We start from the raw sequence: 26,966 nt of genomic DNA, 5'->3' as shown, positions 1-26,966 counted from the left end.
TCATGGTATGAAAATTGAGTTTTCCTGAGTTAAATAAACATGGTCTCACGATCAGTGCGGATTACCCTTTTTCGAGCACCCATTTCAGCAGGGTTACAATTAAAGTAAGCTGGATGCCTGCAACGCCAAACATCCATTTGATCATGTCTGCTTTGGTTTCCGCAATATCGTGTTTTAAATTGATTTCGAGTTCTTTCATGTCTCGTTTTAGACCAGTTTGCACTTCTGTTAAATCACGTCTCGTGTTGATTTCTAATTCTTTCATGTCTTGTTTCAGACTAGTTTCAACTGTTGCCAAATCACGTTTCAACGACACGTCCATTTCTTTCATGTCACGTTTCAACGACACGTCCATTTCTTTCATGTCACGTTTCAACGAGATTTCCATTTCTTTCATGTCACGTTTCAACGAGATTTCCATTTCTTTCAAATCGTGTCGCAACCCGGTTTCTGTCTCTTTCAGATCTCGTTTTGAAGCGAGATTTTCATCCAGAAGTTCCCTGAATTCTTCTGTCAGAACTTTGGCTTGTTCCTTGGTGAAATTCACTTTTTGCAGTCGTTCAGCAAACGCTAAGGTGTCAAATACAAGCATTTTCTGTCTCAATTAAGAAAAAAAAGATTTTGCGACTAATGAAACAACACCAGCCAGAATAAGTCCTAACATCCATTTTATGACTAATAAATCGGCCTCGATTTTAGCAAAACGGTTTTCGTAGTTAGCAATGGCTTCTGCGGCTTTTCTTGATTTTTCATCGGAAGCTCCAGCTTCCTTGAACGCTTCATAAACTTCAGAAATCATTGTACTCATAGAACAACCTCTTAATAAACTATTGTTTCAATTGATTCAACGGGATTGCTTCATCGATGAGCATCACTGGAATATCATCAAACACCGGATACAGAAACCGCTCATCAAGCCGCAACAGTCCTGCCCCCAGTTTCCGGGTCACAGATTGACCCTTGCGGTTCAGTAGTTTGCCCTCCGTAACGCGGGCATTGATTTGCTGAAGCAATGAGTCCTCCGCAAATTGAAGTGCTGTCCGTGTTTCGGGACAAACCAGAATATCAAGTATTGTTTTATCCATCATTTGCCTGCTTTATAATCCTGAAGTTGTTTTTGATAATTGTAGCGCCCCCAAGGGGTAGGATACTCTCCATTGACGCATGCCAGACACAGGTCTTTGTCGGTGAAACCTATGGATTCCGCCAAGCGGGGAATTGTCAGAAATTTGAGGCTGTTCGCGCCCATCTTTCGGGCCATTTCCAGAAGGACTTCAGGCGACAGTTCCAGTGGTTCTCCGGGTTTCCAGTAACTTGTCGCAAACAGTTCCTTGACGGTTGGAATATCAATTCCATAAAAACAGGGAGCCAATATTGGCGGACAGGCAATGCGGACATGAACTTCTGCGACGCGGCCCCGATTGTAAAGATCCTGAATAATGGTTTTGAGGGTCACAGCCCTGACCAGGGAATCATCCACCAGCAGGATGCGTTTGTTTTCCAGAATTTCCGGAATAGGTGTGAATTTTTTCAGAATCAGGCTTTGCCGGGTTTCCCCTTCAATAAACGTTCGCCCGACATAACGATTACGCACCAAGCCTTCCATCACAGGAATTCCCAGTTTAAATCCACAGGCGACTGCCGCAACCGTTGAAGTTTCAGGAACAGGCACAATCAGCACATCGTCACCGGGAGGAATATCTTCTATGTCAGCAAGTTGTTCCCCCAGTGCACGACGGGCCTTGTAAACCGATCGACCATCCAGGTTTGAGGCCAGATTTGAAAAATAAACCCATTCAAAATAGCAACGTGCATGCTGAACTTCTTCATGGAAACGTTCGATCCGATACCCCTCTTTGGTGGCAATCAGCATGGTTCCGGGTTCGAGATCCGTATAATCCATGATTCCCAACCTGGTCAGTGCCACACTTTCTGAAGCCGCAAACAACAGGTTTCCCTTGATGCCATAGCACAACGGTTTGATTCCTCGCGGATCCCGCATGACAACCATGTCGCCCATACCATTGATAAAGGCAATATTGAAAGCTCCATCAAAAGCCTTTGCAAGCGCTGAAAAAATTTCAAGATAACCTCTAGGTTCCTCACCGATCAATTCCTTGTTGATGTAATGCATCATCACTTCGGTATCGGTGTTGTAAGTGATGTGATAGCCTTTCTCAATCAACTGTGCTTTCAAGGTTTCAAAATTTGCCAGATTTCCGTTGAACGCAATGGAAAACCATTTCCATTTTTTTCCATGAACACGCTCAAAGGGTTGGGCAAAATTGTAATCTTCCAAACCACTGGTCGCATAACGCACATGACCAATCGCAGCGGTGCCGGAAAAGGTTTCAACCAGTCGCTGGGCTTTGGAGGAATGGTACATTTTAAATGCCTGGCCGACATTCCCCAGATCTTTATGGGTTTGCAGGAGCCTTTCCCGCTTCGGATTATAACTGGTAACCCCCGCGCTGAGCTGACCCCGATTCTGTAAATCAAGCAGCATTCCCGGAATATAGGCGGTTACATTGACGGGGGGAGCCGTGGCCTGATCCAGTTGATAAACTGCGGCAATTCCGCATTCTTCATGTAAGGTCGTCACAATTCCTCTTTATGAATGTAAAATATTTTTGATGTTATTTCCGTTAGTGTTCACCCGTGTTTCATCTGGCAAACATGGTCACAATACTGAGGGGTCAATTGCCTGGATTATTCTGTCAGGTCTATTGATAACTTTCGACTATACTTCGGATTTCTTACGATTCAAAATAAATTATATTGAAGCTGTGCGTTATCCACAGGAATTCCCAGATGTTCATAGGTCCTGCGGGTTGCGACGCGTCCTCGGGGAGTACGCTGTATGAGGCCCAGCAACAGCAGATAGGGTTCATACACATCTTCAAGGGTGTCTTTTTCTTCAGACACGGCCGCAGACAGTGTATTCAAACCAACGGGTCCACCATCAAATTTTTCAACAATGATTTTCAAAATCTGCCGGTCCATATCATCCAGTCCCAGTTCATCGACACCCATTTGCTCCAGACTATATTCCAGTAGCGCGTCTGAAATCACTCCGGCCGTTTTAATTTCCGCAAAATCCCGGCAACGTCGGAGGAGACGATTGGCAATACGGGGGGTTCCCCGGGCACGTTTCGCCAGTTTCAAGGCCGCGTCATCGGTGATTTCAATTCCCAGAATTGATGCCGCACGGATGATGATGGTCTGTAATTCTTCCGGTTTATAAAAATTAAGCCGGAACTGGATACCGAAACGATCTCTCAGGGGACTGGACAACAAACCGGAGCGTGTGGTCGCGCCTACCAGAGTGAAGCGTGCCAGATCCAGTTTGATGGTTCTGGCGGAAGGACCTTCGCCAATGATGATATCCAGTGTGAAATCTTCCATTGCGGAATAAAGCACTTCTTCCACAACGCGGTTCATCCGATGGATTTCATCAATAAACAGGATACTGCCGGCTTCCATGTTGGTGAGAATTGCCGCCAGATCCCCTTGCCGCTCCATCACTGGTCCTGATGTGGAACGGAACAAGGTTCCCATTTCTGAGGCCAGAATATTGGCCAACGTGGTTTTTCCAAGACCGGGAGGGCCACTCAACAGAACATGATCCAGCGGTTGTTTTCTTTTTTTTGCTGCCTGAATATAGATGCCGAGGTTTTCCTTGATATCCTGTTGTCCGATGTATTCATTCAGAAGTTTGGGTCTGAGGGAAGGCTCGACCTGCTCTTCCTCTTCAGGCAACGGATTCACAACTCTATCATGTTCAGCAGGCATGTCTTACCGGGATGGGGTGGTTTTGATCCTGGATTCCTGAGAAGCCACATCGGGGCTGACTCTCCATGTAATCAAAGGTGAAAGCACATACAACAGCAAATAAAAAAAAGCCGCATGTCCAAAATATGGTGTGAATACAAATCCCAGTACCAGCATAACCGTGAATTTGCTGACTCCGGGTCTTCTGCTCATAAGTCGTCCAAAATGAATATATCTGACAGGATAGGCATTCATCAGAATCGCTGTCCCCCCTGTAATAACCAGACAGGCCAGCGCGAATTGTTCGGCCCAGAACGCATGATCCATAGAGAGTTGCTGGAGCACAATCAAGGGTGCCGTGATGAACAGAGCCGCGGCCGGAGTGGGCAATCCCTTGAAAAATCCCGGAATCGGCGTGGGATCTATTGTGAAATAAATCAACCGTGAGATACCCATCAGGGAATACAGCAAGCCAATCCAGGCATAAGGCAGATTCTGGATGGATTCATAGGGAAGTCTGGACATGATCACATAAAAAATCACTCCCGGAGCAATACAGAAACTGACGCCATCGGAAATATCATCCAGAATACTGCCAAGGGTGACGTTTTTCTTTTTGTGTTTATTGATCTGCTGGGGAGACGGGGTGGTAAGTCCCAGTTTTCGGGCCAAGGCACCATCCAGTTTGTCAAACAACGCCCCTCCGAGAAGAATCATATACGCTTCCCGGATCCGCCCCTGATAGGCAAAGAAAATTGCCAGAACGCCCATGATGGCATTCATCACGGTCAGAAAATTAGGGAAAACCGAAAGAATTCTGCGCCTGAGTACATTATCCCCGAGACACAGTTCATCCAGGCAATAGGTTCCATATTTCCGGCAATAGCCGGCCATGGACGCAAAATTGATGATCAGAAAAGTGATTTCAAGAAAGAACAACCCCCGCATTGGCAGATCATTTCCCAACCATGTCAGCCAATTGTAGATGGTGGAACTTGGGCCTTCCGGAATGTAAAACGCATAGGAATACAGGATCGCGCTTACAGGCGAAGCGATCATGGTACGCAACAACCGGATTTCGCGGATCTCTTCTTCATGCCCTTTCCTCAGTGCGAAATTGCGCATGAAGTGCGCGAAATTGTCACGAATCAGCACCGTGACACACAGAATGAGCACAAACACAGTGTGCAATAAAGCCTGACGGTTATCAGCATCATAAAAATGAAAGCGCCACATCATCCCGGTGGCAACCAGAGGAAAAATCATGGAGTACATCACCTTGTCCATGATCCGGTCTGCCAGGTGGGTCAATTTCGCATGGGGACGATACCTGGCAGAAAACCAGCCATCCACCAGGTCAAAACTCATGGCAATGACCAGGCAGATCACTCCTGACGTATAAATAATTGGATTGTGCGTCAGCATCACCGCAATGGCGCAAATCATTCCTGCAAAAACAAGGGGGGGGCGCCCATACACCAGCAAAGCCGCCATGTTTTGTGAAAGAAACTCCTTATTGGGCATAGGTCGCATAGCCTTCTTTTCCTTGAAAACCTGATATCAATATTCCTGCAGTCGTTTTTCCATATGAAAGACATGTAGAATGAGTGCCGCACGGAGATACATTCCATTACGAAGTTGTCTCCAATACATGGCTCGCGGATCGGCATCCACAGAGGGATGTATTTCCATGCGACGGGGAAGCGGGTGCATGATGATGGCATCCGTTTTCATTTTACTCACATTCGCAGGAGTCAAATGATACTTTGAATAATCAAACAGCTTGGATTCTCCTGACAAATCATATTCATCCTGAATTCGAGTCATATACACGCAATCCAGAGAAGGCAGACATTGGTCCAGATCTTCTGATTTGTGATACTTGATGTTGCAGTCCACCAGATGCTGTTCCAGGTCAGGGGCAATTTGAAAAGACTTGGGAGCGATAAAATAAAGCTCGATGTCTTCATATTTGGACAACAGATAAATGAGCGAACGCACTGCGCGACCACGGAGCAAATCCCCGACGAAGCCATAAGTTTTTCCGGAAATTCCGCCATTGTTCTGAAAAGAACGGTACATGGTATATAAATCCAGCATGGCTTGTGTGGGATGCTGATCCTTGCCGCTACCGCCATTGAATACAGGAACATTTCGTGCGGTAAAACCAAGCAGGTACGAAATATATTCGCAAAATCCGGGTTTGGGATCGCGCATGATGATCAGGTCAAAATAACTGCTGAATGTTCGCACTCCATCTTCCTGACTTTCACCTTTCATCTCGGAAGAAAGATTTGGATCTCGCACTTCACCTGTGCTCATACCCACAATCTGACACGCCGACAGGAAGGATAAAAACGTTCGGGTTGAGGGTTGGGTGAAATACAGCATGGCCCGTTTGTGCTTGAGCAGTGATCCCAGAAATTCAGAACCATTGGGTTTCCGTGTGATGTGTTTGATCATATCCGCAGAGTCAAACAGATCTTCAAGATATTCTCTTGAAAACTGTTGGGACATCATGATGTGGAGCGGACGGTCTTCATGTTCGTAATAGGACATGCGTTCCCTTATGGGAAGGCGAAGGTATTCCTCGAGAGACAGAATTTCTTGCATATCATCACATATTCTGAAAGGTTGGAAGATGGGACCCCTGAAAGAACTGGTCTCTCATTTTCTGTAATAACCGCTTTTCATTGTCCAGTCAAAATCCTATGCTCATTCAACTTGTATCAGTGTAGTCCGTTTTCTCATTGATTAAATTCCTGCTGTAAATAATTTGGTGATGAAACCCTGTGGCCCGCCACGATGTCATCCCCGTGAAAACGGGGATCCAGGAGTGCGCTGATGGATTCCGTGTCAAGCACGGAATGACACCGTGCAATGGCTTGAATCGGTTGCCGTCACCAGAAAATTTACAGCAACATTAAATTTGTACACCTCCGGAGTCTTTCATGAATATGCCGTCTTTCCAGTCCGTATCCGCTTCACAAACCTATGATTTCAGGCATGTCGTTTCTAACTGTCAGCAATTGTTACAACGGGATCAGCTTCACACTATTCAGGTGAATGTGGGTCGTGTTTGCAATCAGGCATGCCATCACTGTCATGTGGATGCCAGTCCCAAACGCACAGAAAGCATGGCCCTCAAAACCGTAACCCGCATCCTGGAACTGCTGGCGGTTTCCCCGGAAATTCGCACGGTGGACATCACCGGCGGCGCACCGGAACTGAATCCGCATTTTAGCACGCTGGTTCGTGAAGCACGAAAACTGGGGCGCCATGTGATGGATCGTTGCAATCTGACGATTCTGCTCGAAGCAGGACAAGAAGATCTTGGTACTTTTTTAAAGGAACACCAGGTGGAAATCATTGCGTCCATGCCCTGTTATCTGGAAAAAAATGTGGATAAACAACGCGGCACAGGCGTTTTCCGGAAAAGCCTTGAAGGCATCAGAAAACTGAATGAACTGGGCTATGGACAACCGGATTCAGGATTGTCGCTCAATCTGGTTTATAATCCGGGCGGGCCGTCCTTGCCGCCAGTTCAGCATACACTGGAACAGCAATATAAAGATATTCTCAAAGAAAATTATGGCATCGTCTTCAATCAGTTATTCACCATGACGAACCTGCCGATCAACCGTTTCGCACAGGATCTTAAACGTCATCAGCAATGGGATGATTACATGGCACTGCTGTTGAGCGCGTTCAATCCAGGTACTGTATCCGGACTGATGTGCCGGAGTCTGCTTTCAATTTCATGGGAAGGAAATTTTTATGATTGTGATTTTAATCAGATGCTGGAAATTCCCGTGAGCGGAAAGGTTCGTTCTGTCTGGGATCTTCAGTCCTTTGATGATTATCGACAACCCGAAATTGCCACTGCTTCCCATTGCTTTGGCTGCACGGCCGGTGCTGGCAGCAGTTGCGGCGGAACACTGGTCTGAACAGCCGACGGACAACACAAGCTACCTTCGGGGTGACGAAAACACCTGTGTACAAGCATGTGGGCAGTGGTTCCGTTTGATGGGCTACCAAGTTTAAGCCGGTACAGTTAAGTACCCGATCAAAAGTTTTTTAACATTACTCTGGTTCCTGACGTCTCATCGGGAACCGTTCCATAATGCACCTCTGGTGCCCTTCTACGGTTCGTTGGCAAGCCACCGGAGGTGGGATAAGGAGGGTTCCCCACCAGAGGTAAGGCTGGGTTTAACAATTTTTTCTGATTGGCGTCAATGATCAAATGGACTCAGCATAAATTAAGAAAGGCACTGGTCTTTTCCAGAAAATCCCGCTTATTGAAATCGCTGAAAACAAGCGAACAAACGGCAGATCTTCTGCGTGCGATTGAACGATTTGTGCCCAGAGAGTTTTTAAGACACCTGGAAAAAAATAGCATTGCTGAGCTGCGATTGGGCGACCATGTTCAGAAAGAAATGACTGTTCTGTTTGCGGATATCCGCTCCTTCACCACGCTCTCTGAACAGATGAGTCCCCAGGATAATTTTTATTTCATCAATGGGTATTTGCAACGAATTGTTCCTGTCATTCGCCATCACAGTGGTTTTGTAGACAAATATATTGGCGATTCCATCATGGCCTTGTTTGATGGTGATGCGGATGATGCGCTGTTGAGCGCAATTGATATGCTCTATGAACTGAATGTGTACAATCAGACCAGAAACAGGCCTGCACGACAACCCATACGGATCGGAATTGGAATTCACAGGGGGCCGCTCATGCTGGGAACCATCGGGGAATCTGACAGGATGGAAAGCACTGTGATCAGTGATGCCGTCAATCTGGCATCGAGAATTGAGCGTATGAATAAATTATATGGTTCTACAATTCTGGTGAGTGAAGACATCCTGCTAAATCTTAAAACACCTCTGAACTTTCAGACTCGTATCCTTGACAGAGTGAAAGCCAAGGGAAAAAACAAAATGGTGACTGTGCTGGAGGTGATCAATGGTGATCCGCTTGATATTAAGGATGCCAAATTGCGTATCAGTAATTTTTTTGAAGAAGGGGTGAGCCTGTATCATCTTCATGAATTCAAGGAGGCCTTGCCACTGTTTGAAAAATGTCTGCAAATCTTTCCGGAAGACCGTCCTTCAAAAATTTACGTAAAACGATGCGAATATTATAATGCTCATGGCTGGGATGAAGAATGGGCGATGTTATCAGAAATGGGATATTAGAGGGTTTCAGGATATGTCTAAAAAGGATACTGTTTTGCCTGTTTTTGAGGCAAGCCCTTACTGTTCAGCAAGGTTGTGCACGCTTCCAGTTGCTGGGTAGTTCCCAGGATCAACACATCGTCTCCTGAATGTATTTCCTCGTCAGGGTCAGGGTTGATCAGGTTGAGTTCTCCACGGGTGATGCCCACCAGACTGGCTCCTGTCTGGGTTCGAATGGCTAATTCACGGATCAGACGTCCATGAACAAACGCTTGTTCAGGAATATGCACCAGTTTCAGATTGGCCTGTTTCAGTGGATGATCCGCAACAGAAATTGATTCGGCTTCCACTTCCACATGGTGCGCGAATACTTCATACAATCTGAGTTCCGTTCGTGTATAGAGTTTGTTAAAATGCTTCAGTAACAGACTTGCGGTCAGGAACAGTACAACAACCAAAACAAGGAGTACCGGCCATGGCGGCAAGATGGCCAGACTGACCAGAGAGAGCCAAAAAATCAGCACCGCTGAAAAAACAATCATGAGGGTAGTGTTCAACGTCCCATGAACAAACGCGGGAACAGCTTTTTGTTTCAGTTCATTCAGGCCCATTTCCACAAAGATCATGGTCAGTGCTCTCAATTTGAAAAAGGTATGCACCAGTAAGGGCAGAACCATCATCATGGAAATCAGCCATAACACGGAATTCATTCCACCAAGGTATTCAGGAATCTGGAGAATTCCAGGTTGAAAATACCGACCCGCGGCAATAATACTCATGATAATGGTTGTGCTGAGAAGGAGATCAATCGCAATCAGACGTATGCTTCTCCTTACGATTTTTTGAACAGCGGAATTCTGTTTGGAAAAGTCTTTCTTCCAGATATCCGTGATCCATTCATGATACAGGACCAGGGAATTCTGAAAGGCGTTTGGTATAATTTTTCCAAAGCCAAGACCGATTCCCCGGGAGTTTTTTACCAGATAGGGCGAGGTCAGTGAGGTCACCACAGAAACCGCGACGATGACCGGATACAGTGTTGGTTTCACGACGCCAAGGGAGAGTCCGAGTTGTGCGATGATAAAGGAAAACTCCCCGATCTGGGACAAGCTGACACCGATTTTCAAGGAATCTCTTGGAGTGGTACCCACCAAAAAGGAACCAAGGGTGCAGCCTGTGGTTTTCCCCAAAATCACAATGCTGATCAGGACCCCAATGAAGGCGAGATTGTCCCAAATCACACTGAAATCGATAAGCATTCCCACTGTAACGAAAAAAATGGCACTGAACATATCCCGTAAGGGCATGATCAATGTCGAAATCTTTCCACCTTCCCTTGTTTCGCCAATCACAGCACCAATAATGAAAGATCCGAGGGCCACACTGTAATTCAGTTTTTGAGCAAGGAGGGCCACCCCCAGACAAAGTCCAAGCGATACCATCAACAGGATTTCATCATTGCGAAATTTTGCCAGATATCGGAGTGTGCGGGGAATGGTCAGAAGACCGATAAACACCAATCCGGTTAAAAACATGGTGAGTTTCAGGATCATCCAGCCAAACGCTGACATGCTGAAAGCGCCACTGGTGGCAATTCCGGATAACAAAACCAGCAACACGATGGCGAGAATATCTTCAATGATCAGAATCGCGAAAATCAGTTTGGTGAAGTTTTCTTTCTGAAGTCCATATTCCTGGAGGGTTTTCACAACAATGGTGGTGGATGAAATGGCAAGCATCGCACCAAGAAACAGATTGTCAATCGGACTGCCGCCAAAGGTACGCCCGGCTCCATATCCCAGGGAGATCATGATTGAAATTTCCAGCAACGCGACAATCAATGCGGAAATCCCAACTCGAAACAGTTGCCGGAGGCTGAAATGGAGACCCAGCGCAAACATCAGAAACACTACCCCCAGTTCCCCGATGCTCCGGATAGTCGCTTCATCCTTTACCATATTCCAACTTAGCAAATGGGGTCCCACCACCATGCCGGCCACCAGATAGCCCAGGATGATGGGTTGACGAAAACGATAAAATAAAACACTCACCACCCCGGCTGTGATAATAATGACTGCCAGATCCTGAAAAAACGTAATACCGTGCATGAAAATCTTTGAATAGAAGGCAAATGGAGAAAATTATATGGAATATGAATGGAGTCTACTCAACTTTGCTGTGCGGGATCAAACTTTATTTCGGGATCAATCATGACTGCGGGGGAGTGACACAAAAAAAGTGCTTCCCTCTTTTACGGTGCTTTCCAGCCAGATTTCGCCATGATGCGCGGATATAATCAGTTTGGAAACCGGCATTCCCAGACCCATTCCATGTTGGTGATAGGTCATATCCGTAAAGGTTTCAAATTTTTTGAATACTTTGGGAATGTTTTCCGGTGCAATGCCAATTCCTGTATCACGGATGCTGATGATGGTTCCGGTTTGGTTCTGCGTCACCTTGATTTCAATAAAACCAGAATCCGTGAACATGACAGCGTTTTCCAGAATAGCGTCCAGCACGATGTCCATGCTTTCAATATCCATTTGAATATGGCGCAGGGAACGCGAGCATTCCAGTCCCATTTCCAGACCTTTTTCCAGGGCGACTGGATTCCAGCGGGTATGCAGTCTCTGCATCAGTTCATAAATATTTCCCGGCATGAATTGGAATTCATGAGTTCCCTGTTCCAGATTGGAAAAATAAATGACCCGTCCAATCAGTTTGTCCAGTTTCTGTGTTTCGCTCAACAAGGGTCCCAGCAGCGCAGGCTGATCTTCAGGTGCTACCATTCCGGGCGTATTGAGCATCTCTGCACAAGCCATGACCGTGCTGAGAGGGGTTCGCATTTCATGCGACATTAAGGTCAGAAAGTTATCCTTGAGTTTATCCAGTTCCTGCAATTCCGCATAGGCCTGTTCCAGAGAATTTGTTTGTTCCATAATCCTCGTTGCCTGTTCTTTTTGTCGGGTGATATCCCGAATGATACAGGATAACGCCAGAATTTCATTTTGGGGATTCCGGACAGGAGACATGGACAGGTAGGCCGGGAAAGCATGCCCCGAGTCATTGTGGCAGAGCACTTCCCCCAGCCATGATTTGTGATCATTATTGGGAATAAATTGGTTTTCAAGCCTGTTTTGAGAATCCTCCTCCGTCACAAAATCAACCAGATCTCTTCCGATTATTTCGGTATCGCGCATGAAAAACAGCGTCTGAATTGCCGGATTTGTCATGGTGATTTTTCCTGTGGGGGTCATGATGAAGATTCCTTCCTGCACACTGTTGATCATGTGGGTATACAACAGCATGTGTTCCAGATTATCCTGCAATCGTTTTTCAAGTCCATGGCTGTATTCAGACATCTGCTGATTCTGTGTCAAGGCGTCTTCATACAATTTTGCCCGGTCAGAAGTTGTTTTCAGTTTACGGGACATGATTGCGGCAAGCATGTTATAAAAATAATACCTGAACTGATAATTATGTTGTTGAGAGGGATCATGCACAATGGAAGCATCTAGAATCAACGCCTGCACAGAACTATCAGCAATCACAGACGCGGATCGGGGAGCCGCGCTGCAGATGGCCATTTCTCCAAATATATCCCAGGTCTGGTTCAGCATCAGGATGAATCTTTTGTCGACATACACAGAAACCTGACCTTTGAGCAGGAAAAAAATACGGTTATCTGTGGTGTCTCCCTGGTGAATCAGAATATCCTCTTTCTCAAACTGCCGGAGTTGGCTGAGAGGCAACAGCAGACTTAGATCCTCATCCGTAAAATCCTTAAAAAAAGAAGAAGTTGAGAGTAATTTCCATATCTGTTTCTGCTGATCGCCGGAACTCTTGTTTTCTGGTTGTTCAATCGGTTCGGAGACAACGTTCGGTAAGGGGGTGGATATGGATGAGGTGGTGTCAGAAACAGCGTCTGTTTTCTGTTTTCTCATGGGGAGTGTGAAATGGAACACACTGCCATGACCGGGTTTGCTCTCAACCCAGATGGTTCCATGGTGCAATTCCACCATGTTTTTACAGATGGCAAGTCCCAGACCGGTGCCCCGTTCCCCTTTCGTGCCCACATTTTTATTTTTTACCTGCTTGTATTTATCAAAGATCAATTTGATATTTTCAGGACTGATTCCCATTCCCGAATCCTGAACAGAAAACTGAACGATCTCAGGGTTGGGATGACTGATTTTCAAGGTGATTTGACCATGTTCCGGAGTGAACTTGATGGCGTTACTGACCAGATTGTTAAGGACTTGCCTGACCTTGGAAATATCCAGTGAAACAATGGGGAAGTTTGCTGTGAATACAGAGACTTGTTTGATTTTGATCTGGTTCTCATTGGTCTGGAAGAACAAATGATCTGAATCGTTGACTGGATTGTGCAACTCAATCTGCAAGGAAATATTTTTGTTATTGGCCAGAACCCTGTGATGATTCATGCCCTGTTTGATTTGGCCCAACAATTCTGCGGGAGACAGCGCTTTATATTCAAGTTCAAGCTGTCCGGATTCGATTTTGGCAATATCCAGAAAATTATTGATCAAGGAAAGCTGATCATTGCATATTTCCATACAGGACGTCAGCATTTCCTGTACATGCGATTCCAGATCATAGTTGGTCAGAATCACTTCAAGGATGGTAATGATACTGCTAACCGGAGCCCGCAGATCATGGGTGGCAATGGCAAGAAAGTCGTCTTTGAGCCGGTTGGTTTCTTCGAATTGTTTGGCTTTCTGTGAAATAAGATGAAGTTTATCGGCAATGATCTGGAACAGCCATTGATAAAACAGAGGATAGAATGAATGTTGTGGATTTCGGGTTACAAAGGCTGAAGCTTTCGCCGGAATAACAGCCACTTCCAGAGCACCGATGGATTCAATGGTCACTTCACTGGGTCTTGCGGTGAGTGCGCTCATCTCACCGAACATATCGCCACGGCGGGTGAACTGGCAGATGGTTTCCTGATCAGTTTTCAGGACAACATGTCCTTCCAGAATAAAAAAAATATCCTGATTTATCTGTCCTTGTTGAAGCACCACATGGTTCGGCGGAAAACTGCGAAGTTCCAGCAGTTCCATTAAAAATAACAGATCCTCTTCAGAAAAATTGATGAAATATCGGGTATTCCTCAGTGACGTATAAAGTTCTTGTCGAGTCATGAAATTTACAATCCAAGATTTGCCAGCAAATCATCAACACTTTGCTGGTTTGATTCTTCTGAACCGGCAATGCTGTCTGAACTGACTTCACTGATGGATAGTTCCATCTCTACGGATTCCACTCCAACATCATCTTCGAGAGAGGCAAATATCTGAGAGAGGGAGTGAATGATGGCAAAAATCTTTTGATTTGCCAGATCTCCATATTGAGTGAGTGTGAGTACTTCTGTGGAAATCTCTCTCAATTGTTCCATGTCTTCAGGACTGAGGGTTTCCTTAAAGGCCAGATCTGAAATCTGTTCAATCCCGGAACTGATATTGCTGACATTGACATTGGAGTCTGAGCGGATATGTTCCAGGTTCGATACGAGGGTATTTCTGATTTTCAAAATTTCATGCAACTCACCAGATACCTTTCTGAATATGGCAGCATCCTTGAACGATGTGAAAATATCAGCAATCTGGCTGAAATATAGTTGCATCACCTCCATGATCTTCGGCATATCTTCAGTCCAGCGAAGGACTTCCATGACATAGCCTTCGGTATATAGCAGGAGTGAGGGTTCCGTGATTGCTTCCTTGCTGGCGAATACACTTTCTATTCGTTCCAGCCTTGAATTTTCAATTTCATCAGCGGGATGTCTGGTTCCCATCATCACCGACTTGCCCGAAAGTTGTCTCCAGAAATTCACTTCTGCGCCACATAACTCAAAAAATCCGGCTACAGCCTTATCCGCAATCTGGTGAATGTCTTCCAGTTGTCGCATTCCCAGAGTCCGTTTCATGATTTCAGCCAGAATCTGGGTTTGATCCTTCAGGGCATCAATACTTTCCATGGCATTCTTGAGATTATAGGCAATGTGCTCGCGCTGCTGTTTGTTTGTAGCCGCCAGTTTAAGATTGTTCTGCACCTTGAAGATCAATTCTTTCATTGAAACGGGTTTCTGCAGATAGTCAATCGCTCCTGTACCAAAGGCCTGAGCTTTGCTGGAATCCTGCGCGTTGGCAGAGATAAAAATAACAGGAATAGCTTTCAATCTTTCATTTTCCTGCATGGCTTTTACCAGATCGAAACCGTTCATGACAGGCATCATCGCATCTGTAAGCACAAGATCAGGGATCTGTTTTTCCATGAAATCCAGCGCTTCTTTGCCATGTCCTGCTGTCGAAACCTGACACCCAATCGTTTTTAGTTGAAATGAGGTCACATCGCGCAATGCTTTTTCATCTTCGACATACAATACATGCCCTGTAGTTTTTTCCATAATATCACTCTAAACACAGTGGAATTTTGAATGGTATATAACATTGATGTAAGCGTTACAGCCGTCAGCTATCTGTTTTCAGAAATTCTCAAGGCCTGGAAGCCAAACGATTTTTTCTGCTATAGAGTCATAATGCTTCTGAGGCGCCTAAACACTGAAAGCTGAATACTAAAAGCTGAAACGCTTACAAATTGATAAACGTTTCTTAACAATTTATCGCCATTCATGCAATACAGACCTGTCAATAATGCAAAATAAATCTGAATTTTCAATTTTTAGTTTATGTATGACGCAACAACGCTCTGCTGTGGTCCACTATAGGAATGTTCAAAAAATAACAGGGAACACTTTCTGGTTACGAACGTCCCGTTCGTAACCGTTCCATGACCCACCTCCGGTGGGTGCGAAGCAGAGCTTCGCCTGGTGGATAACGTGCCCCACGGGACGTAGGGCACGAGCAAACTTATACAATTTATTCTTTTGCAATTCCTTAGTATTGGAGGACGTGTCATCCCGAAGGAACATTAGAAAGATCTCTCGCCCTTGGCTCGAAATGACACAGATTATCTGGGATACTTTGGGGGATGGTGTGTGGCTTTGTGAGTGCGTCAGGATTCCCGTGAAGGATGCAAATAATGAATTCCGGAAATAGAGGATGGACTGGAGAACCACCCTCTAATAGAAGTTAAAGACGGGATTGTTTTTTGCTGGGGATGATTTTTTCTGGAAGTTGGGTCTGGCTAAATTCGCGGATCAGATTATGAATCTGACGCTGAAAAAATTCATCTTTTAACATTTGGGCTTTGAGATGCCGAATGGCATTATGAACAGCGGAATGACTTCTGCCCCCAATTTTGGCACCAATATCCTTGAGTGAAAGGGTCGTCAATTCTTTAAGCATGTACATCAGAATAGATCTTGCCAGGACAATACGCCGTTCTCTTTTTTTAGACAGAACTTCTGTCTGTGTCACTTGAAACATATTGCAGATCCGCTCCAGAATCTTTTCGGTAGAAACCTGTGGAATGTTGGAAAGATCATATCCCGTCGGGGTTCTATCCAAAAAATTTTCCAGAGTGGCAAACGCAAAATCCAGTGAAATTTCTTCTGCGGCCAAAGACGCGTAGGCTCCAAGCCGTGTCAACGCACCTTCCAGTTTTCGTACATCACTATAAATATATTCGGCCATGAAGCGTGTGACCTGTGGTGGCAAATTCATTTGGCGCTGGGCTGCTTTGCTGTCAAGAATCGCCATTCTTGTCTCAACATCAGGCATCATTACCTCAACCGTAAGACCGCCTTCAAGTCTGGAGCGGAGTGTCGGGTCAAGGGTTTTGATGTCATGTAGTTGCTGTTGGCTGGTCATCACAATCTGCTTATCCATCTGAAGGAGTGTCGTGATGGTATTCAATAATTCTTTCTGACACTCCCTGGCGCCAGCCAATATATGCAGATCATCAAGCAAAAACACATCGGCTTCCCGATATTTTTGTCGAAACGCGGACATACCATGTTTTAAATGATAGAGAAAATCATTGAGGAACGACTCAGCCGTGATGTAGGCAATCTGCAATCCGGGATAATTTTCTTCAATGGCCTGACCAATGGATTGCAGCAAAAAGGTCTTGCCGGTACTCAACGTGCCAGTAATCACAAAAGGATTGTAGCACACTCCAGGTGTCTGCGCGATCATGGAAGCCGCTTTATAGGCCAGACGATTGCTGGATCCAACCACAAAAGAGCTGAAAATATATTTCGGATCAAACACAGGTTTTTGGCGTAACCTCACCACTTTGTTCACCGGGCGGGACACCTCTTTTCCTGCCTTTTCAGACACTTCAGGGACGGCTGTGGATGATTCATCAAACAGAGAAAGCTGATTCAATGTCTGCTTCTCAGAAGTTTTCCTGGTTTTGAATTGATATTCACCCACATGATATTCTACATTTTTTTTATAAAAAGGTGCTTTTTCGGGAAAGAGGTCTCCCAGAACTTTGCGGAAAAGAACATCGTAATTCTTCTTGATATCATATTGAAAGACAGGATGCGGAATGCCTGCGATCACCGCACGCCCATGTTCCAGTTCTACAATCTGTATGGCCTCCAGCCAACCTTCATATTCTTCCGGTCGCAATAGCTCCCGGATATTTTTTTTAAAAACAGTCCACTGTTGATTAAAATCCATTCTTATCCCGTTTGATGTACAAGTTGACGCACAAAGGCCTGAGGACCATCAATGGACACTCGCCTGAAAATTTTGTGCAACTGTAACAAAATTAGTCAATGATTGAGAGGATAATTTATGGAGTGATTCTCTTGACACTCCCCCTGCTATGACCCCCCTTAAAAACAGTTTCTTTTCCCCTCAGAAGAAACTTTATATCTCTTTTGCCTTGGCGCAAAAAAACGTTTAATCGTTGTTAGGATACGATTAACTCCCGGTCAAGCTATGACAAAGTTTCATCTAATGCAATCAAAATTAAACTCAATAAAAACATGTTAATAAGGTTAAACCGTTGAAAAGCTTTTCTAAAAAAATTGACAGAAATAAAAGCTTTGTAATCAACAAGTTTCTCATTAATCCCTTAAAATCAATAACTATTTTATGCTCTGTTTTTTTGTGACCGCATTGTTTTGAGCGAAACTTTTTTGTGTGTCTGAGTAAAACATTTTTAAACTGTCTCAATCTGTTTCATCTCAGGTGAAAATGTCGCATCACCATACTTCTGTTGCATTTGCATTTTTCTGATTACAGTTTGTCATTTTGACTAAGGAGATAACTGATACGCCACTATTTAATATCCCTCGTCCCTTGTTCCTCGCTCTGTCGGAATGACATATTCAAACGGTTCACTGGTCGTTGTCGCGTAAATCGTTTATTGTGTCATTCCGACAGGATACGTTGGATTTGTTGCTCATTAAGCTTCTGATTTTATAAAACTAAACACTCTCCATTAGGTTGGTGTCGCACCACGTTGGATTTGTGCAACAGCGATATGTTGATGAGAACCGCATGTTGAAAGCTGAAACTAACAGCTATCGAGTTATAAAAAATGATTGAACATTTAGTTGAAACCGGCTAATTAAGCCCTCTTTTTCTGATTAACTATTGGATGTCTGCATTGATAAATGCAAGAGTTCAGGTGAATCAGAACCACCAGACCATATGTCGTCACTCAATAAATTTTGCGGCATACGCACAACATTTCCTGTATCAGTTGATCATCGATTGCAGAATAAGTCATTCTGTGATCTTCATTTCGTCCTGGACGAAATCCTCTACATTCATTCAACAAAGGAGCATGGATATGAGCAGTACTGAATTGACACTGGACAACCGAGAGATTGAATTTGCACTGAAGGAATGGTTACATATTGAAAATCTGTCAAAATTTGAACGCTTTAAGGATTTTGATGTTGATACGATAGATCTTCTGGTCAAAGAAGGTCATAAATTTGCGCTGGAGGTTATGTATCCAAGCCGGTCTGAGGCTGATCGAACAGGTTGCAAGCTTGAAAATGGCAAGGTCAAGGTGCCAGCATGTATCCATGAACCCTACAAAAAAGCCTATGAATTGGGCTGGGCGTCCCTTAAAGCAAATCCAGAATTTGGTGGGCAGGGAGCTCCTCAAATTCTGGGAATGGCGTTGAGTGAAGGAATTGCCGCAGCAAATCTGGGACTTTCCATGTATTTTGGATTGACAGAAGGTGCCGCGCATCTGATTGAGGTTTTCGGCACTGAGGCTTTGCGTCAGAAATATTGTCAACGAATGTATACCGGTGAATTTCTGGGTTCCATGTGTCTGAGCGAACCGCATGCTGGTTCGGATGTAGGTGCGTCTACAACTGTTGCGGAACCTACAGGAGATGGCCGATACAAAATCAAGGGAACAAAATGCTGGATTTCAGGTGGTGCCAGTGATCTTGGAAAAAATACGATCCATACTGTTCTTGCCCGAATCAAGGGGGCTCCTGAGGGAACTCGCGGATTGAGTCTGTTCGTGGTGCCAACACTACATGTCGCTGATAATGGCTCTGTGGGTGAAAGTAATGATGTTGAAGTCGCATCCATTGAACATAAAATGGGGATCAACTGTAGTTCTACATGTGTGTTGAATTTTGGCGAAAACAACAACTGCTACGGTTGGTTGCTGGGCGAAGAAGGCAAGGGGATGGCCAATATGTTCCAGTTGATGAATGAAGCACGTATGGGAACAGCAACAATTGGATTGGCCCTGTCCAGCGCGGCGTATCAGAATACGCTCGATTATGCCAAAGAAAGAATTCAGGGATCCCATATCAACAATATGCGGGAAGCCGATCCGCCCAAAGTAGCTATCATTGAGCACCCTGACGTTCGTCTGAATCTGTTGAATATGAAATGCCGTGTGGAAGCCATCCGGGCATTGTTGTACGCGTCAGCGGATTTGCTGGATATTTCCATGGCTTCTGACAATGAAAAGGAAAAAGAAGAAGCTGAAGGTATCATCCAGATGCTGACACCCATGTGCAAAGCATGGGCGACTGAGGTCGGACTGGATGTCGTTCGTATTGGCATTCAGGTTCTGGGTGGTGTGGGCTATACCAAAGATTTTCCTCTGGAACAATTTTACCGTGACCTTCGTATTACAGCGATTTATGAAGGAACCACCGGAATTCAGGCTCTTGATCTGATCGGTCGTAAAATGACCATGAAAAATGGCGCTTATTTCATGTTACTCATGGGGCGTTTCGGAAAAATGGCAGAAGAAAACAGTGGACATCCTGTGGTTGGACCAATTGTTCAAAACTGGATTCAACATTGTGAAACCCTGTCAGAAATGGCAATGGGTGTTCAGGAGGTCATGACCACTCGTGGTATGGAAGGCGTGGCCTTGTACGCAACCCCATTTCTGATGTATTGCTCGTCTGTTACCGCTGGTTATTTCTTGCTTCAGCAGTCAATTGTTGTCGCGGAAAAACTGGAAGCACTCAAAGCGGAAAATAATATTGGAGCCGATCAATACAAGGCCTTTCTTAAAACGAATTCCGATGCGTTGTTCTATGACAACAAACTCAAAACAATCAGCTATTTTGTGGATGTGGTGCTGCCTCAGTTTGAATCACTGTTGACCATCGCTAAAAAACGGAATTTTTCTCCGTTGGATATTTCGTTATAAGACTTTTCTGCCTTAAACTTTGAAAAAGGCAGAGGTCAAACAAACGAAGTCAGAGTGTCAAAAAAAGGCGAAGCGATTCGCCTTTTTTATTTTAAAAACCTGTTCACAAACACGGGAATCTGGGCCACTGAATAACCCGCAACCCCCACCAGAACAATGCTGGCACCTGAAGTGAGATTGAAGCTATAGGAAAGCCACAAGCCCCCAATCACAAAACACAAATTGATCAACACCGAAAAAAACATCATCCATGCCAGGGACCGGACATAACGCTCTACAATCATGGGTGCAATTGTCAGCAGGGCTAAAACCAGAATAAGTCCGACAACCCGAATCACGACCACGACTGAAACCGCAATCATCAACAGCAACAGCAAATACAAACCATCGACCTCTACGCCCCGGACTCTTGCGAATTCTTCATCATAGGCCAATGCCAGAAATTGCCGATAAAACAGGGTCAGTAAACAGAAAATTACAAAAGAAACAGTAGACATCCAGTAAATTTCATATCCCGGAACCGCAAGAATTCCTCCAAACAGATATCCCATCAACTCTCCCTGATATCCGGGAGTCAAGTCGGTAAGAATTATGCCGATAGCCATACCCGCGGCCCATAAAATGCCAATGATTGTATCAGCACGGTGTTTTTGTCTCAACGTGATTGCGGCCATCAACATTGTGATACCCACGGAAAAACCGAGAGTGCTGATTAAAATAGGAATTCCGGCATAGATGGCAATACCACAGCCACCATAGGCGGCATGAGCGATGCCGCCAGCGATGAAGACGATTCGTTTGACAACAACCAGACTGCCAATCATGCCGCAGATCAAGGCCGCGAGGAGTCCTGCATAAATGGCATGCCGCATAAAATCAAATTGAAGAGCTTCAATCATGGGACTCGTGGGCATGATGATGATGGGATAATATTCGATGTGGGTGTCCATGAGCGATCAATTCCACAGGACACTCCTCATCACAGCCATACAGCATGGTGATCATTTTTTCATTGAGTTTGGGTGATGGATGAAATTCCAGGGTCTTGTTGACACAGGCCACTGATTTCACAATGGAGGGGATCGCGTTCAGATCATGACTGATCATGATGATGGTCATCTGCCGGTTCAATTCTCGTAGCAATTTATAAAATTCGCTTTTTCCAGAGGCGTCAATATTCGCGGTTGGCTCATCGAGCAATAACAAGCGAGGGTGAGTCAATAAGGCTCTTGCCAGAAGAACACGTTGTTTCTGGCCTCCTGAAAGCTGATTCATTCTGGCTTGCAGGAATTCTTGCATGCCCACTCGTTTCAGTGATTCTTCAGCCTGTTTTCGATCCTGTTTGCTGAGCATGGACCAAACGCTGTTGGAATTGAGTTTCCCCATCAATACCACATCCAGCACAGCGATTGGGAAATCCGGATTGGTATTGGTGTGCTGTGGCATGTAACCCATAACTTTACTGGACTGACGAGGGGTTCCTGATAAAATTCGAATAGTCCCTTCCGAGGGGTTCAGCAATCCAGCGATCAGTTTGAGCAATGTGGTTTTACCTCCCCCATTAGGTCCGAGAATAGCAAGAAAATCACCTTCTTCCACGTTCAGATTGACCTGTTTCAGTGCTGGAGTGCTGGTGGTATAGTTGAAATAAAGATTGTTGATTTCCAGTAACGCCATAAGTGTCGTAACATCAATTGTGGGGGGAACAAATATGTTGGGTTGCGGTTTTCAAGGTCGCGGGCCAGTCATAAGCCAAAGGGTCGAGTACAATCAAGGAGGCACCCGTTTCTCTTGAAACCAGATCGGCTGTTCTGGATGAAATCTGAGGTTGCAGGAACAGCGTATGAATTCCCTGTTTTCTGGCGGCAAGAATCATCATTTTCAACTGGCCTGGTTTAGGTTCCTTGCCTCCAATCTGGATTGGAACCTGAGTCAAGCCGTAAGCCTGCGCAAAATATCCCCAGACCGGATGAAATACGAGAAATGTCTTTGATTCTGCCGTTTGAAACCGTTGCTGAAGTTCAAAATGCAATTGATCCAGTTCTGCCTGAAACCGTTGATAGTTCTGTTGATACAGTTCTGTTTGTTCCGGATTCAACCGGATCAGTGCCTGAAGCATGTGCACAATCTGTATTTTGACCAGCAGGGGCGATAACCAGATATGCGGATCCAGCCATTCATGCTGATGGTCAGATTCTTCTTCGAAAGATTCGATCTGGCCTCCGAGTTTAGGGATTCCCTGATCGGTTGGAATGATTTGCATGTTCGTGTTGATATCCTTGAACCTTGGCAACCAGATATTCTCAAATTCAATGCCGATGGAAAAATACAGTTTGGACTGCTGAAGTTCCATCATTTGTCTGGGTTTGGGTTCATAGGTGTGAGGGTCGGCCCCCGGGGGGACCATGACATTCACAGAGACGGTGTTTCCCGTTATTTTTTCAACAAAATATTTCTGCGGCATGATACTGACAGTGAGATGCAGAGGCTCACTCCAGGCCAGTTGCGGCAAGAGAAGGCATAAGGCCCAGACCACGGATTTCATAATGAAAAGCTGACAAATGTTGGGTTGAGATTAAAAATTTGTGAAATATATCTGGTTGAAGGCGATACTCAAGATAAACGAAGGGTTGATCGGCTTAACGCTGGTAAGGCTGTACGTCTTCACCTTCCATAAAAAAACTGGCTTCAGCAATGTCATTGTTCTTTTGTTCAATGTGGAATGAACCCGTTACCCAGACCGCATAGGTCATAAAATCCGCGGGGATAGATTTTTGCATGTTAACCATCACAATCTGGTTCGGTGGCGGAGGGGGAACATGAATGCATGCCCCCAGCGTTGGCACCAGAAGGAATTGCTTCACGGTATTTTCATCGCCCTCCAGAGGGACGATATATCCTGGCAGACGCACCAGTTTCCCCTGCAGGTGTTTGAGCGCTTCGGAGGCCTGGCCTGTTTTAACATTCAATTCCTGGAGCATTTTCCAATGAATGGTCAGTTTGGGAACGGCTTGAACCGTTGCTCCAATTCCCAGAAATATCGTTATCAAGAGCAACAGACGGACTTGTTTCATAAAATTCTCATGAGTTTTTTTAGCCAGAGGGATGGATTCCGGTTATACAGGAACAGGATTTGAAAGGATTCCTGCAATGAAACCAATATTCAGTGAGTTATCATTCATGGGACATGACCAATCTTCAAGTGAAAACACAAATTGTAAAGCTGTCTTAAAACTCCTGCCTTCTAATAATTTATTCAGGTGTTTGGCATTGCTGGTTGTTGTTTTAATTTCTCCGGCAAAGATTGCATCCGCTGTGGAACAAGCTTTTGTTCCCTTCACCGGCATGCGTGAAGGGTGGTACTATAACCTGAAACATCCGGATTCATCGGTCCCGGATACGGATATGCCTGTTTCTGTCAAAACCCGGATTGTCGGATTGAAAGGCCCCTTCGAAAATCAGGATGGTTGTCAATTTCACGCATTGAAATCCGACAAGCCTCACAGTGCCTGTTATTTAAGAGAAACACGATCGTTTTATCAATGGCGCTCCCATCATATCGACGCCTGGGTATTACCACTTGCGACCGGTGAAGATTCAAAAGCATTGATTTTTCCGAAGGCAAACGATTGCTGGCGTGTGGCCCTCAGTGGTTTTTATAAAACTTCCGGGCAGCTCAATGTTTCTCTGCGAAAAGAATCTCAATATTGTTTGAAGGAGAGGCTTTCGTTTGGCCAATATGAAGATCTCTATGGATTCACCCGGGACCATCCGCCGGCATCAGGCAAGCCACCTGCTGTGTATCAGGCCTGGTCCATGGCGGTGGATGAGGGCCGTTATGTTCGACTGCTTCAATTTCTGAATAAGTCTTTATGTGAACTGGTTGCGCGCGATGGGATGTATTACAGCAAGATTTCTCATCGAGCCTTTCAGGATCTCCAGGTGACTTATCAGATACCATTGCATTTACGGCATTGTGAACGACGACAACCCAAAGCCAACGAAGTCCCGTTCCTGTATCCCTGGGCATCCCTGCATTCGTCATCCACTGCGGCAGTTGAGCCGTCAACTGTTCAAACACAACAAGCCTGGGTCATGGGGGTGAATCAACCGGGCGGAATCTTGCCCTTATATTTCAGAACACAGAAAGCCTGTATGAAGGTCTTGTATTCTGGAAAATATTTTATGGGAGTTTTTAGAGGCGGAATCTTCAAGGATATTAAAATACGGAAAACATTTGATCAGGTTACAGGGTTGTGTGAACCCTTCAATGGACCACTTATTCCGGAAAATTATTATCCGTTTGCTGAATAAACATACATCACCCGCTGATGAAAGCTTGGTTTTCACTGCTATTTTGTGATACAGAGCACCGGTGTGAATATTCATTGGTTGGATAATTTTAATTTGTTGCTGACATCAGCGTTATTTTTAAAGTAAGTTTTTTTATGGAGGTTCCTGTGGAATATGATGTGGTTGTTATAGGTTCTGGCCCTGGGGGTTACGTTTGTGCTATTCGCTGTGCTCAACTTGGTATGAAAACCGCTCTGGTGGAACGTTACGCCACTCTCGGCGGAACCTGCCTGAATGTCGGTTGCATTCCGTCCAAGGCACTACTGGACTCTACTGAATTTTTTCATCAGGCAACTAAAAATTTTAACACCCATGGCATTGAAATCGATGGGATACGTCCCAACATTCAGAAAATGTTTGATCGAAAAGACAGTGTGGTTTCCCAAACCTGTGACGGTATAAAATTCCTGATGAAAAAAAACAAAATTGAGGTGCTCCATGGGCATGCCAGTTTTTTGAACGCCAATACCATTGCGGTTCAGCAGGGAGACACAAGGATTGAACTCAAAACAAAAAAAGCAGTCATTGCTACCGGTTCCAAACCTTCATCGCTACCGGGAATCGCGATTGACAAGCAACGTATCATCACCTCCACAGAAGCACTGAGCCTGAGGACTATTCCTGAAAAAATGCTGGTGATCGGCGGCGGCGTGATTGGTCTGGAACTTGGATCCGTCTATTCACGTCTGGGTACGAAAGTTTCTGTTGTGGAATTCATGGACCGTATCATTCCCGGAATGGACTCCACACTCAGCAAGGAACTTCAGCGAGTCCTTAAAAAACAGGGGATGGAGTTTTTTCTGGAACATGCGGTACAGCAAGCGGTATCCGACGGGAATCAAGTCACGGTGACCGCAAAAAACAAAAAAGGAGACCTGGTAGATTTTTCAGCGGATTATTGTCTCGTTGCGGTCGGGCGCAAACCCTATACTCAGCAACTTGGCCTCGAAAATGCTGGAATCCAGCTCAGTGAACGTGGCTTCATTACGGTCACTTCCCATCTGGAAACCAGCGTTCCCGGAATATATGCCATCGGTGATGTTATCGGCGGCATGATGCTGGCTCACAAAGCTGAGGAAGAAGGCGTGCTGGTTGCTGAAGTCATGGCTGGACAAAAACCGCACATCAATTATCGGGCGATTCCGGGCGTGGTGTATACATGGCCCGAAGTCGCGGGGGTTGGCTACACGGAAGATGAACTCAAAAAAGAAGGCCGTGCCTGCAAAACAGGCTCATTCCCCTTCAGAGCACTGGGACGTGCCCGTGCCGCAAATGAAATTGAAGGACTGGTAAAAGTAGTGACTGATGCCCAAACTGATGAAATTCTTGGAATTCACATGCTTGGAGCCCGAGTCGCGGATTTGATCGCGGAAGCTGTTGTCGCGCTGGAGTTCCGTGCCAGCGCTGAAGATCTTGCCCGTATGTCGCATGCCCATCCAACCTTTGCCGAAGCCATCAAGGAAGCTGCGCTGGACGCAACCGGCAAACGTGCCATTCACATGTAATCCCGGATTTCAGGGACATCAAAATGAACTCCCCCCTCACTTGCGGCGGGGTAGTTCATTTTTTCAGAGAAAAATCTTCATCTTCACCCCACAGGATTTTATGCTCCGACTTCCCTATGGCATCAGCCACTTTCCCCAACTGACAACCGAAAATTACCATTTCATCGACCGCACGCCCTTTCTGGAACAACTGGAAAATCTGCCGGAACGCTATCTGGTGTTCCTGCGTCCGCGGCGTTTTGGCAAAAGCCTGTGGATTTCCATTCTGCTTCACTACTACGGCCTCGAACACAGGGAACATTTCGAGGAATGGTTTGGTAAATACTGGATCGGCCAGCACCGTACCCCGCTGGCGGGAACCTATTATGTCCTGCGGTTCGAGTTCAGCGGAATCCATACCGATACCCCGGAAAGCACTCGCAAGGGTTTTGCCTTTAATGTTCTGCGAGGTCTCAGAAATTTTGAAAGAGACTACGCACTGCCCACCCTCGGTTTCGCGGACAACCTGGAGGCGTCCCAACTGCTGAAACAGTTTCTGGATCAGCACAAGGACAAGAAAATCTACCTT

Annotated in this window: 21 protein-coding genes; 6 read left to right on the top strand and 15 right to left on the bottom strand. The window is 45.4% G+C overall.

Going from position 1 to position 26,966, the window contains the following annotated elements; genetic code table 11:
• Window positions 1-61: 61 nt before the first annotated feature.
• The 7 genes from HQM11_07360 to HQM11_07330 all read right to left on the bottom strand — a co-directional run bounded on the left by HQM11_07360 (window position 62) and on the right by HQM11_07330 (window position 6,330).
• Complete coding sequence (locus tag HQM11_07360) at window positions 62-592, bottom strand: DUF1640 domain-containing protein (protein MBF0350834.1); 531 nt, start codon at window positions 590-592, stop codon at window positions 62-64.
• A gap of 12 nt (window positions 593-604) precedes the next feature.
• On the bottom strand, window positions 605-808 hold the full coding sequence (locus HQM11_07355; GenBank protein MBF0350833.1) for an integrase: 204 nt from the start codon (window positions 806-808) through the stop codon (window positions 605-607).
• Window positions 809-827: 19 nt separating this feature from the next.
• On the bottom strand, window positions 828-1,088 hold the full coding sequence (locus tag HQM11_07350; protein MBF0350832.1) for a hypothetical protein: 261 nt from the start codon (window positions 1,086-1,088) through the stop codon (window positions 828-830).
• Window positions 1,085-2,602, bottom strand: a complete 1,518-nt coding sequence (locus HQM11_07345) for an amidophosphoribosyltransferase (protein MBF0350831.1) — start codon at window positions 2,600-2,602, stop codon at window positions 1,085-1,087. Before HQM11_07345 ends, HQM11_07350 begins: the two co-directional genes overlap by 4 nt.
• A 161-nt stretch (window positions 2,603-2,763) precedes the next feature.
• Window positions 2,764-3,792 (bottom strand): Holliday junction branch migration DNA helicase RuvB, encoded by a 1,029-nt coding sequence (gene ruvB / locus HQM11_07340; protein ID MBF0350830.1) that lies wholly within the window; start codon window positions 3,790-3,792, stop codon window positions 2,764-2,766.
• A 3-nt stretch (window positions 3,793-3,795) separates the two neighbouring features.
• Window positions 3,796-5,295, bottom strand: a complete 1,500-nt coding sequence (locus tag HQM11_07335; GenBank protein ID MBF0350829.1) for a CDP-alcohol phosphatidyltransferase family protein — start codon at window positions 5,293-5,295, stop codon at window positions 3,796-3,798.
• A gap of 36 nt (window positions 5,296-5,331) precedes the next feature.
• The gene (locus HQM11_07330; GenBank protein MBF0350828.1) at window positions 5,332-6,330 is read right to left on the bottom strand and encodes an aspartate carbamoyltransferase; all 999 of its coding nucleotides are present in this window, start codon (window positions 6,328-6,330) and stop codon (window positions 5,332-5,334) included.
• Between the two features lie 392 nt (window positions 6,331-6,722).
• Here HQM11_07330 and arsS point away from each other — a divergent pair, with 392 nt between their 5' ends.
• Both arsS and HQM11_07320 read left to right on the top strand, forming a co-directional pair.
• Window positions 6,723-7,718 carry an arsenosugar biosynthesis radical SAM protein ArsS gene (arsS, locus tag HQM11_07325; protein ID MBF0350827.1) on the top strand — a complete coding sequence of 332 codons (996 nt, stop codon included), beginning with the start codon at window positions 6,723-6,725 and terminating at the stop codon, window positions 7,716-7,718.
• Window positions 7,719-8,006: 288 nt separating this feature from the next.
• Window positions 8,007-8,972 carry a hypothetical protein gene (locus HQM11_07320; protein ID MBF0350826.1) on the top strand — a complete coding sequence of 322 codons (966 nt, stop codon included), beginning with the start codon at window positions 8,007-8,009 and terminating at the stop codon, window positions 8,970-8,972.
• Between the two features lie 17 nt (window positions 8,973-8,989).
• Here the strand turns inward: HQM11_07320 and HQM11_07315 are convergent, their stop codons facing one another.
• The 4 genes from HQM11_07315 to dnaA all read right to left on the bottom strand — a co-directional run bounded on the left by HQM11_07315 (window position 8,990) and on the right by dnaA (window position 17,566).
• Window positions 8,990-11,059, bottom strand: coding sequence for a cation:proton antiporter (locus tag HQM11_07315; GenBank protein MBF0350825.1), 2,070 nt, complete (start codon window positions 11,057-11,059; stop codon window positions 8,990-8,992).
• A gap of 96 nt (window positions 11,060-11,155) precedes the next feature.
• The gene (locus tag HQM11_07310) at window positions 11,156-14,116 is read right to left on the bottom strand and encodes a cyclic nucleotide-binding domain-containing protein (GenBank protein MBF0350824.1); all 2,961 of its coding nucleotides are present in this window, start codon (window positions 14,114-14,116) and stop codon (window positions 11,156-11,158) included.
• Between the two features lie 5 nt (window positions 14,117-14,121).
• Window positions 14,122-15,381 (bottom strand): response regulator, encoded by a 1,260-nt coding sequence (locus HQM11_07305; protein ID MBF0350823.1) that lies wholly within the window; start codon window positions 15,379-15,381, stop codon window positions 14,122-14,124.
• Between the two features lie 685 nt (window positions 15,382-16,066).
• Complete coding sequence (gene dnaA / locus HQM11_07300) at window positions 16,067-17,566, bottom strand: chromosomal replication initiator protein DnaA (protein ID MBF0350822.1); 1,500 nt, start codon at window positions 17,564-17,566, stop codon at window positions 16,067-16,069.
• A gap of 1,123 nt (window positions 17,567-18,689) precedes the next feature.
• On the opposite strand from dnaA, the gene HQM11_07295 reads away from it, so the two are divergent.
• Complete coding sequence (locus HQM11_07295; protein MBF0350821.1) at window positions 18,690-20,540, top strand: acyl-CoA dehydrogenase; 1,851 nt, start codon at window positions 18,690-18,692, stop codon at window positions 20,538-20,540.
• Between the two features lie 86 nt (window positions 20,541-20,626).
• Here the strand turns inward: HQM11_07295 and HQM11_07290 are convergent, their stop codons facing one another.
• The 4 genes from HQM11_07290 to HQM11_07275 all read right to left on the bottom strand — a co-directional run bounded on the left by HQM11_07290 (window position 20,627) and on the right by HQM11_07275 (window position 23,614).
• On the bottom strand, window positions 20,627-21,439 hold the full coding sequence (locus tag HQM11_07290) for a metal ABC transporter permease (GenBank protein ID MBF0350820.1): 813 nt from the start codon (window positions 21,437-21,439) through the stop codon (window positions 20,627-20,629).
• Window positions 21,432-22,217 carry a metal ABC transporter ATP-binding protein gene (locus HQM11_07285; protein ID MBF0350819.1) on the bottom strand — a complete coding sequence of 262 codons (786 nt, stop codon included), beginning with the start codon at window positions 22,215-22,217 and terminating at the stop codon, window positions 21,432-21,434. Before HQM11_07285 ends, HQM11_07290 begins: the two co-directional genes overlap by 8 nt.
• A gap of 13 nt (window positions 22,218-22,230) precedes the next feature.
• Entirely contained in the window at window positions 22,231-23,085 is an 855-nt protein-coding gene (locus HQM11_07280) for a zinc ABC transporter substrate-binding protein (GenBank protein ID MBF0350818.1), read from the bottom strand.
• 94 nt (window positions 23,086-23,179) lie between these two features.
• On the bottom strand, window positions 23,180-23,614 hold the full coding sequence (locus HQM11_07275; GenBank protein MBF0350817.1) for a DUF3299 domain-containing protein: 435 nt from the start codon (window positions 23,612-23,614) through the stop codon (window positions 23,180-23,182).
• Between the two features lie 76 nt (window positions 23,615-23,690).
• Here HQM11_07275 and HQM11_07270 point away from each other — a divergent pair, with 76 nt between their 5' ends.
• The 3 genes from HQM11_07270 to HQM11_07260 form a co-directional block, all read left to right on the top strand.
• Window positions 23,691-24,854, top strand: coding sequence for a hypothetical protein (locus HQM11_07270; protein ID MBF0350816.1), 1,164 nt, complete (start codon window positions 23,691-23,693; stop codon window positions 24,852-24,854).
• Window positions 24,855-24,988: 134 nt separating this feature from the next.
• Window positions 24,989-26,398, top strand: coding sequence for a dihydrolipoyl dehydrogenase (gene lpdA, locus HQM11_07265; protein MBF0350815.1), 1,410 nt, complete (start codon window positions 24,989-24,991; stop codon window positions 26,396-26,398).
• 100 nt (window positions 26,399-26,498) lie between these two features.
• Window positions 26,499-26,966: AAA family ATPase (locus tag HQM11_07260; protein MBF0350814.1), on the top strand; the 468-nt coding region annotated here is incomplete at its 3' end.

This window comes from SAR324 cluster bacterium (assembly GCA_015232315.1).
In the GTDB taxonomy this organism is placed as follows: domain Bacteria; phylum SAR324; class SAR324; order SAR324; family NAC60-12; genus JADFZZ01.
The sequence above is the reverse complement of the archived record's forward strand: the minus strand, read 5'-3'. Positions and strand labels throughout refer to the sequence as shown.

Coding starts and splice junctions, on each gene's coding strand:
- HQM11_07360 (MBF0350834.1), bottom strand. CDS start 592: ATGCTTGTATTTGACACCTTAGCGTTTGCTGAACGACTGCAAAAAGTG.
- HQM11_07355 (MBF0350833.1), bottom strand. CDS start 808: ATGAGTACAATGATTTCTGAAGTTTATGAAGCGTTCAAGGAAGCTGGA.
- HQM11_07350 (MBF0350832.1), bottom strand. CDS start 1,088: ATGATGGATAAAACAATACTTGATATTCTGGTTTGTCCCGAAACACGG.
- ruvB (MBF0350830.1), bottom strand. CDS start 3,792: ATGCCTGCTGAACATGATAGAGTTGTGAATCCGTTGCCTGAAGAGGAA.
- HQM11_07335 (MBF0350829.1), bottom strand. CDS start 5,295: ATGCCCAATAAGGAGTTTCTTTCACAAAACATGGCGGCTTTGCTGGTG.
- HQM11_07330 (MBF0350828.1), bottom strand. CDS start 6,330: ATGTCCTATTACGAACATGAAGACCGTCCGCTCCACATCATGATGTCC.
- arsS (MBF0350827.1), top strand. CDS start 6,723: ATGAATATGCCGTCTTTCCAGTCCGTATCCGCTTCACAAACCTATGAT.
- HQM11_07320 (MBF0350826.1), top strand. CDS start 8,007: ATGATCAAATGGACTCAGCATAAATTAAGAAAGGCACTGGTCTTTTCC.
- HQM11_07315 (MBF0350825.1), bottom strand. CDS start 11,059: ATGCACGGTATTACGTTTTTTCAGGATCTGGCAGTCATTATTATCACA.
- HQM11_07310 (MBF0350824.1), bottom strand. CDS start 14,116: ATGACTCGACAAGAACTTTATACGTCACTGAGGAATACCCGATATTTC.
- HQM11_07305 (MBF0350823.1), bottom strand. CDS start 15,381: ATGGAAAAAACTACAGGGCATGTATTGTATGTCGAAGATGAAAAAGCA.
- dnaA (MBF0350822.1), bottom strand. CDS start 17,566: ATGGATTTTAATCAACAGTGGACTGTTTTTAAAAAAAATATCCGGGAG.
- HQM11_07295 (MBF0350821.1), top strand. CDS start 18,690: ATGAGCAGTACTGAATTGACACTGGACAACCGAGAGATTGAATTTGCA.
- HQM11_07290 (MBF0350820.1), bottom strand. CDS start 21,439: ATGATTGAAGCTCTTCAATTTGATTTTATGCGGCATGCCATTTATGCA.
- HQM11_07285 (MBF0350819.1), bottom strand. CDS start 22,217: ATGGCGTTACTGGAAATCAACAATCTTTATTTCAACTATACCACCAGC.
- HQM11_07280 (MBF0350818.1), bottom strand. CDS start 23,085: ATGAAATCCGTGGTCTGGGCCTTATGCCTTCTCTTGCCGCAACTGGCC.
- HQM11_07275 (MBF0350817.1), bottom strand. CDS start 23,614: ATGAAACAAGTCCGTCTGTTGCTCTTGATAACGATATTTCTGGGAATT.
- HQM11_07270 (MBF0350816.1), top strand. CDS start 23,691: ATGAAACCAATATTCAGTGAGTTATCATTCATGGGACATGACCAATCT.
- lpdA (MBF0350815.1), top strand. CDS start 24,989: ATGGAGGTTCCTGTGGAATATGATGTGGTTGTTATAGGTTCTGGCCCT.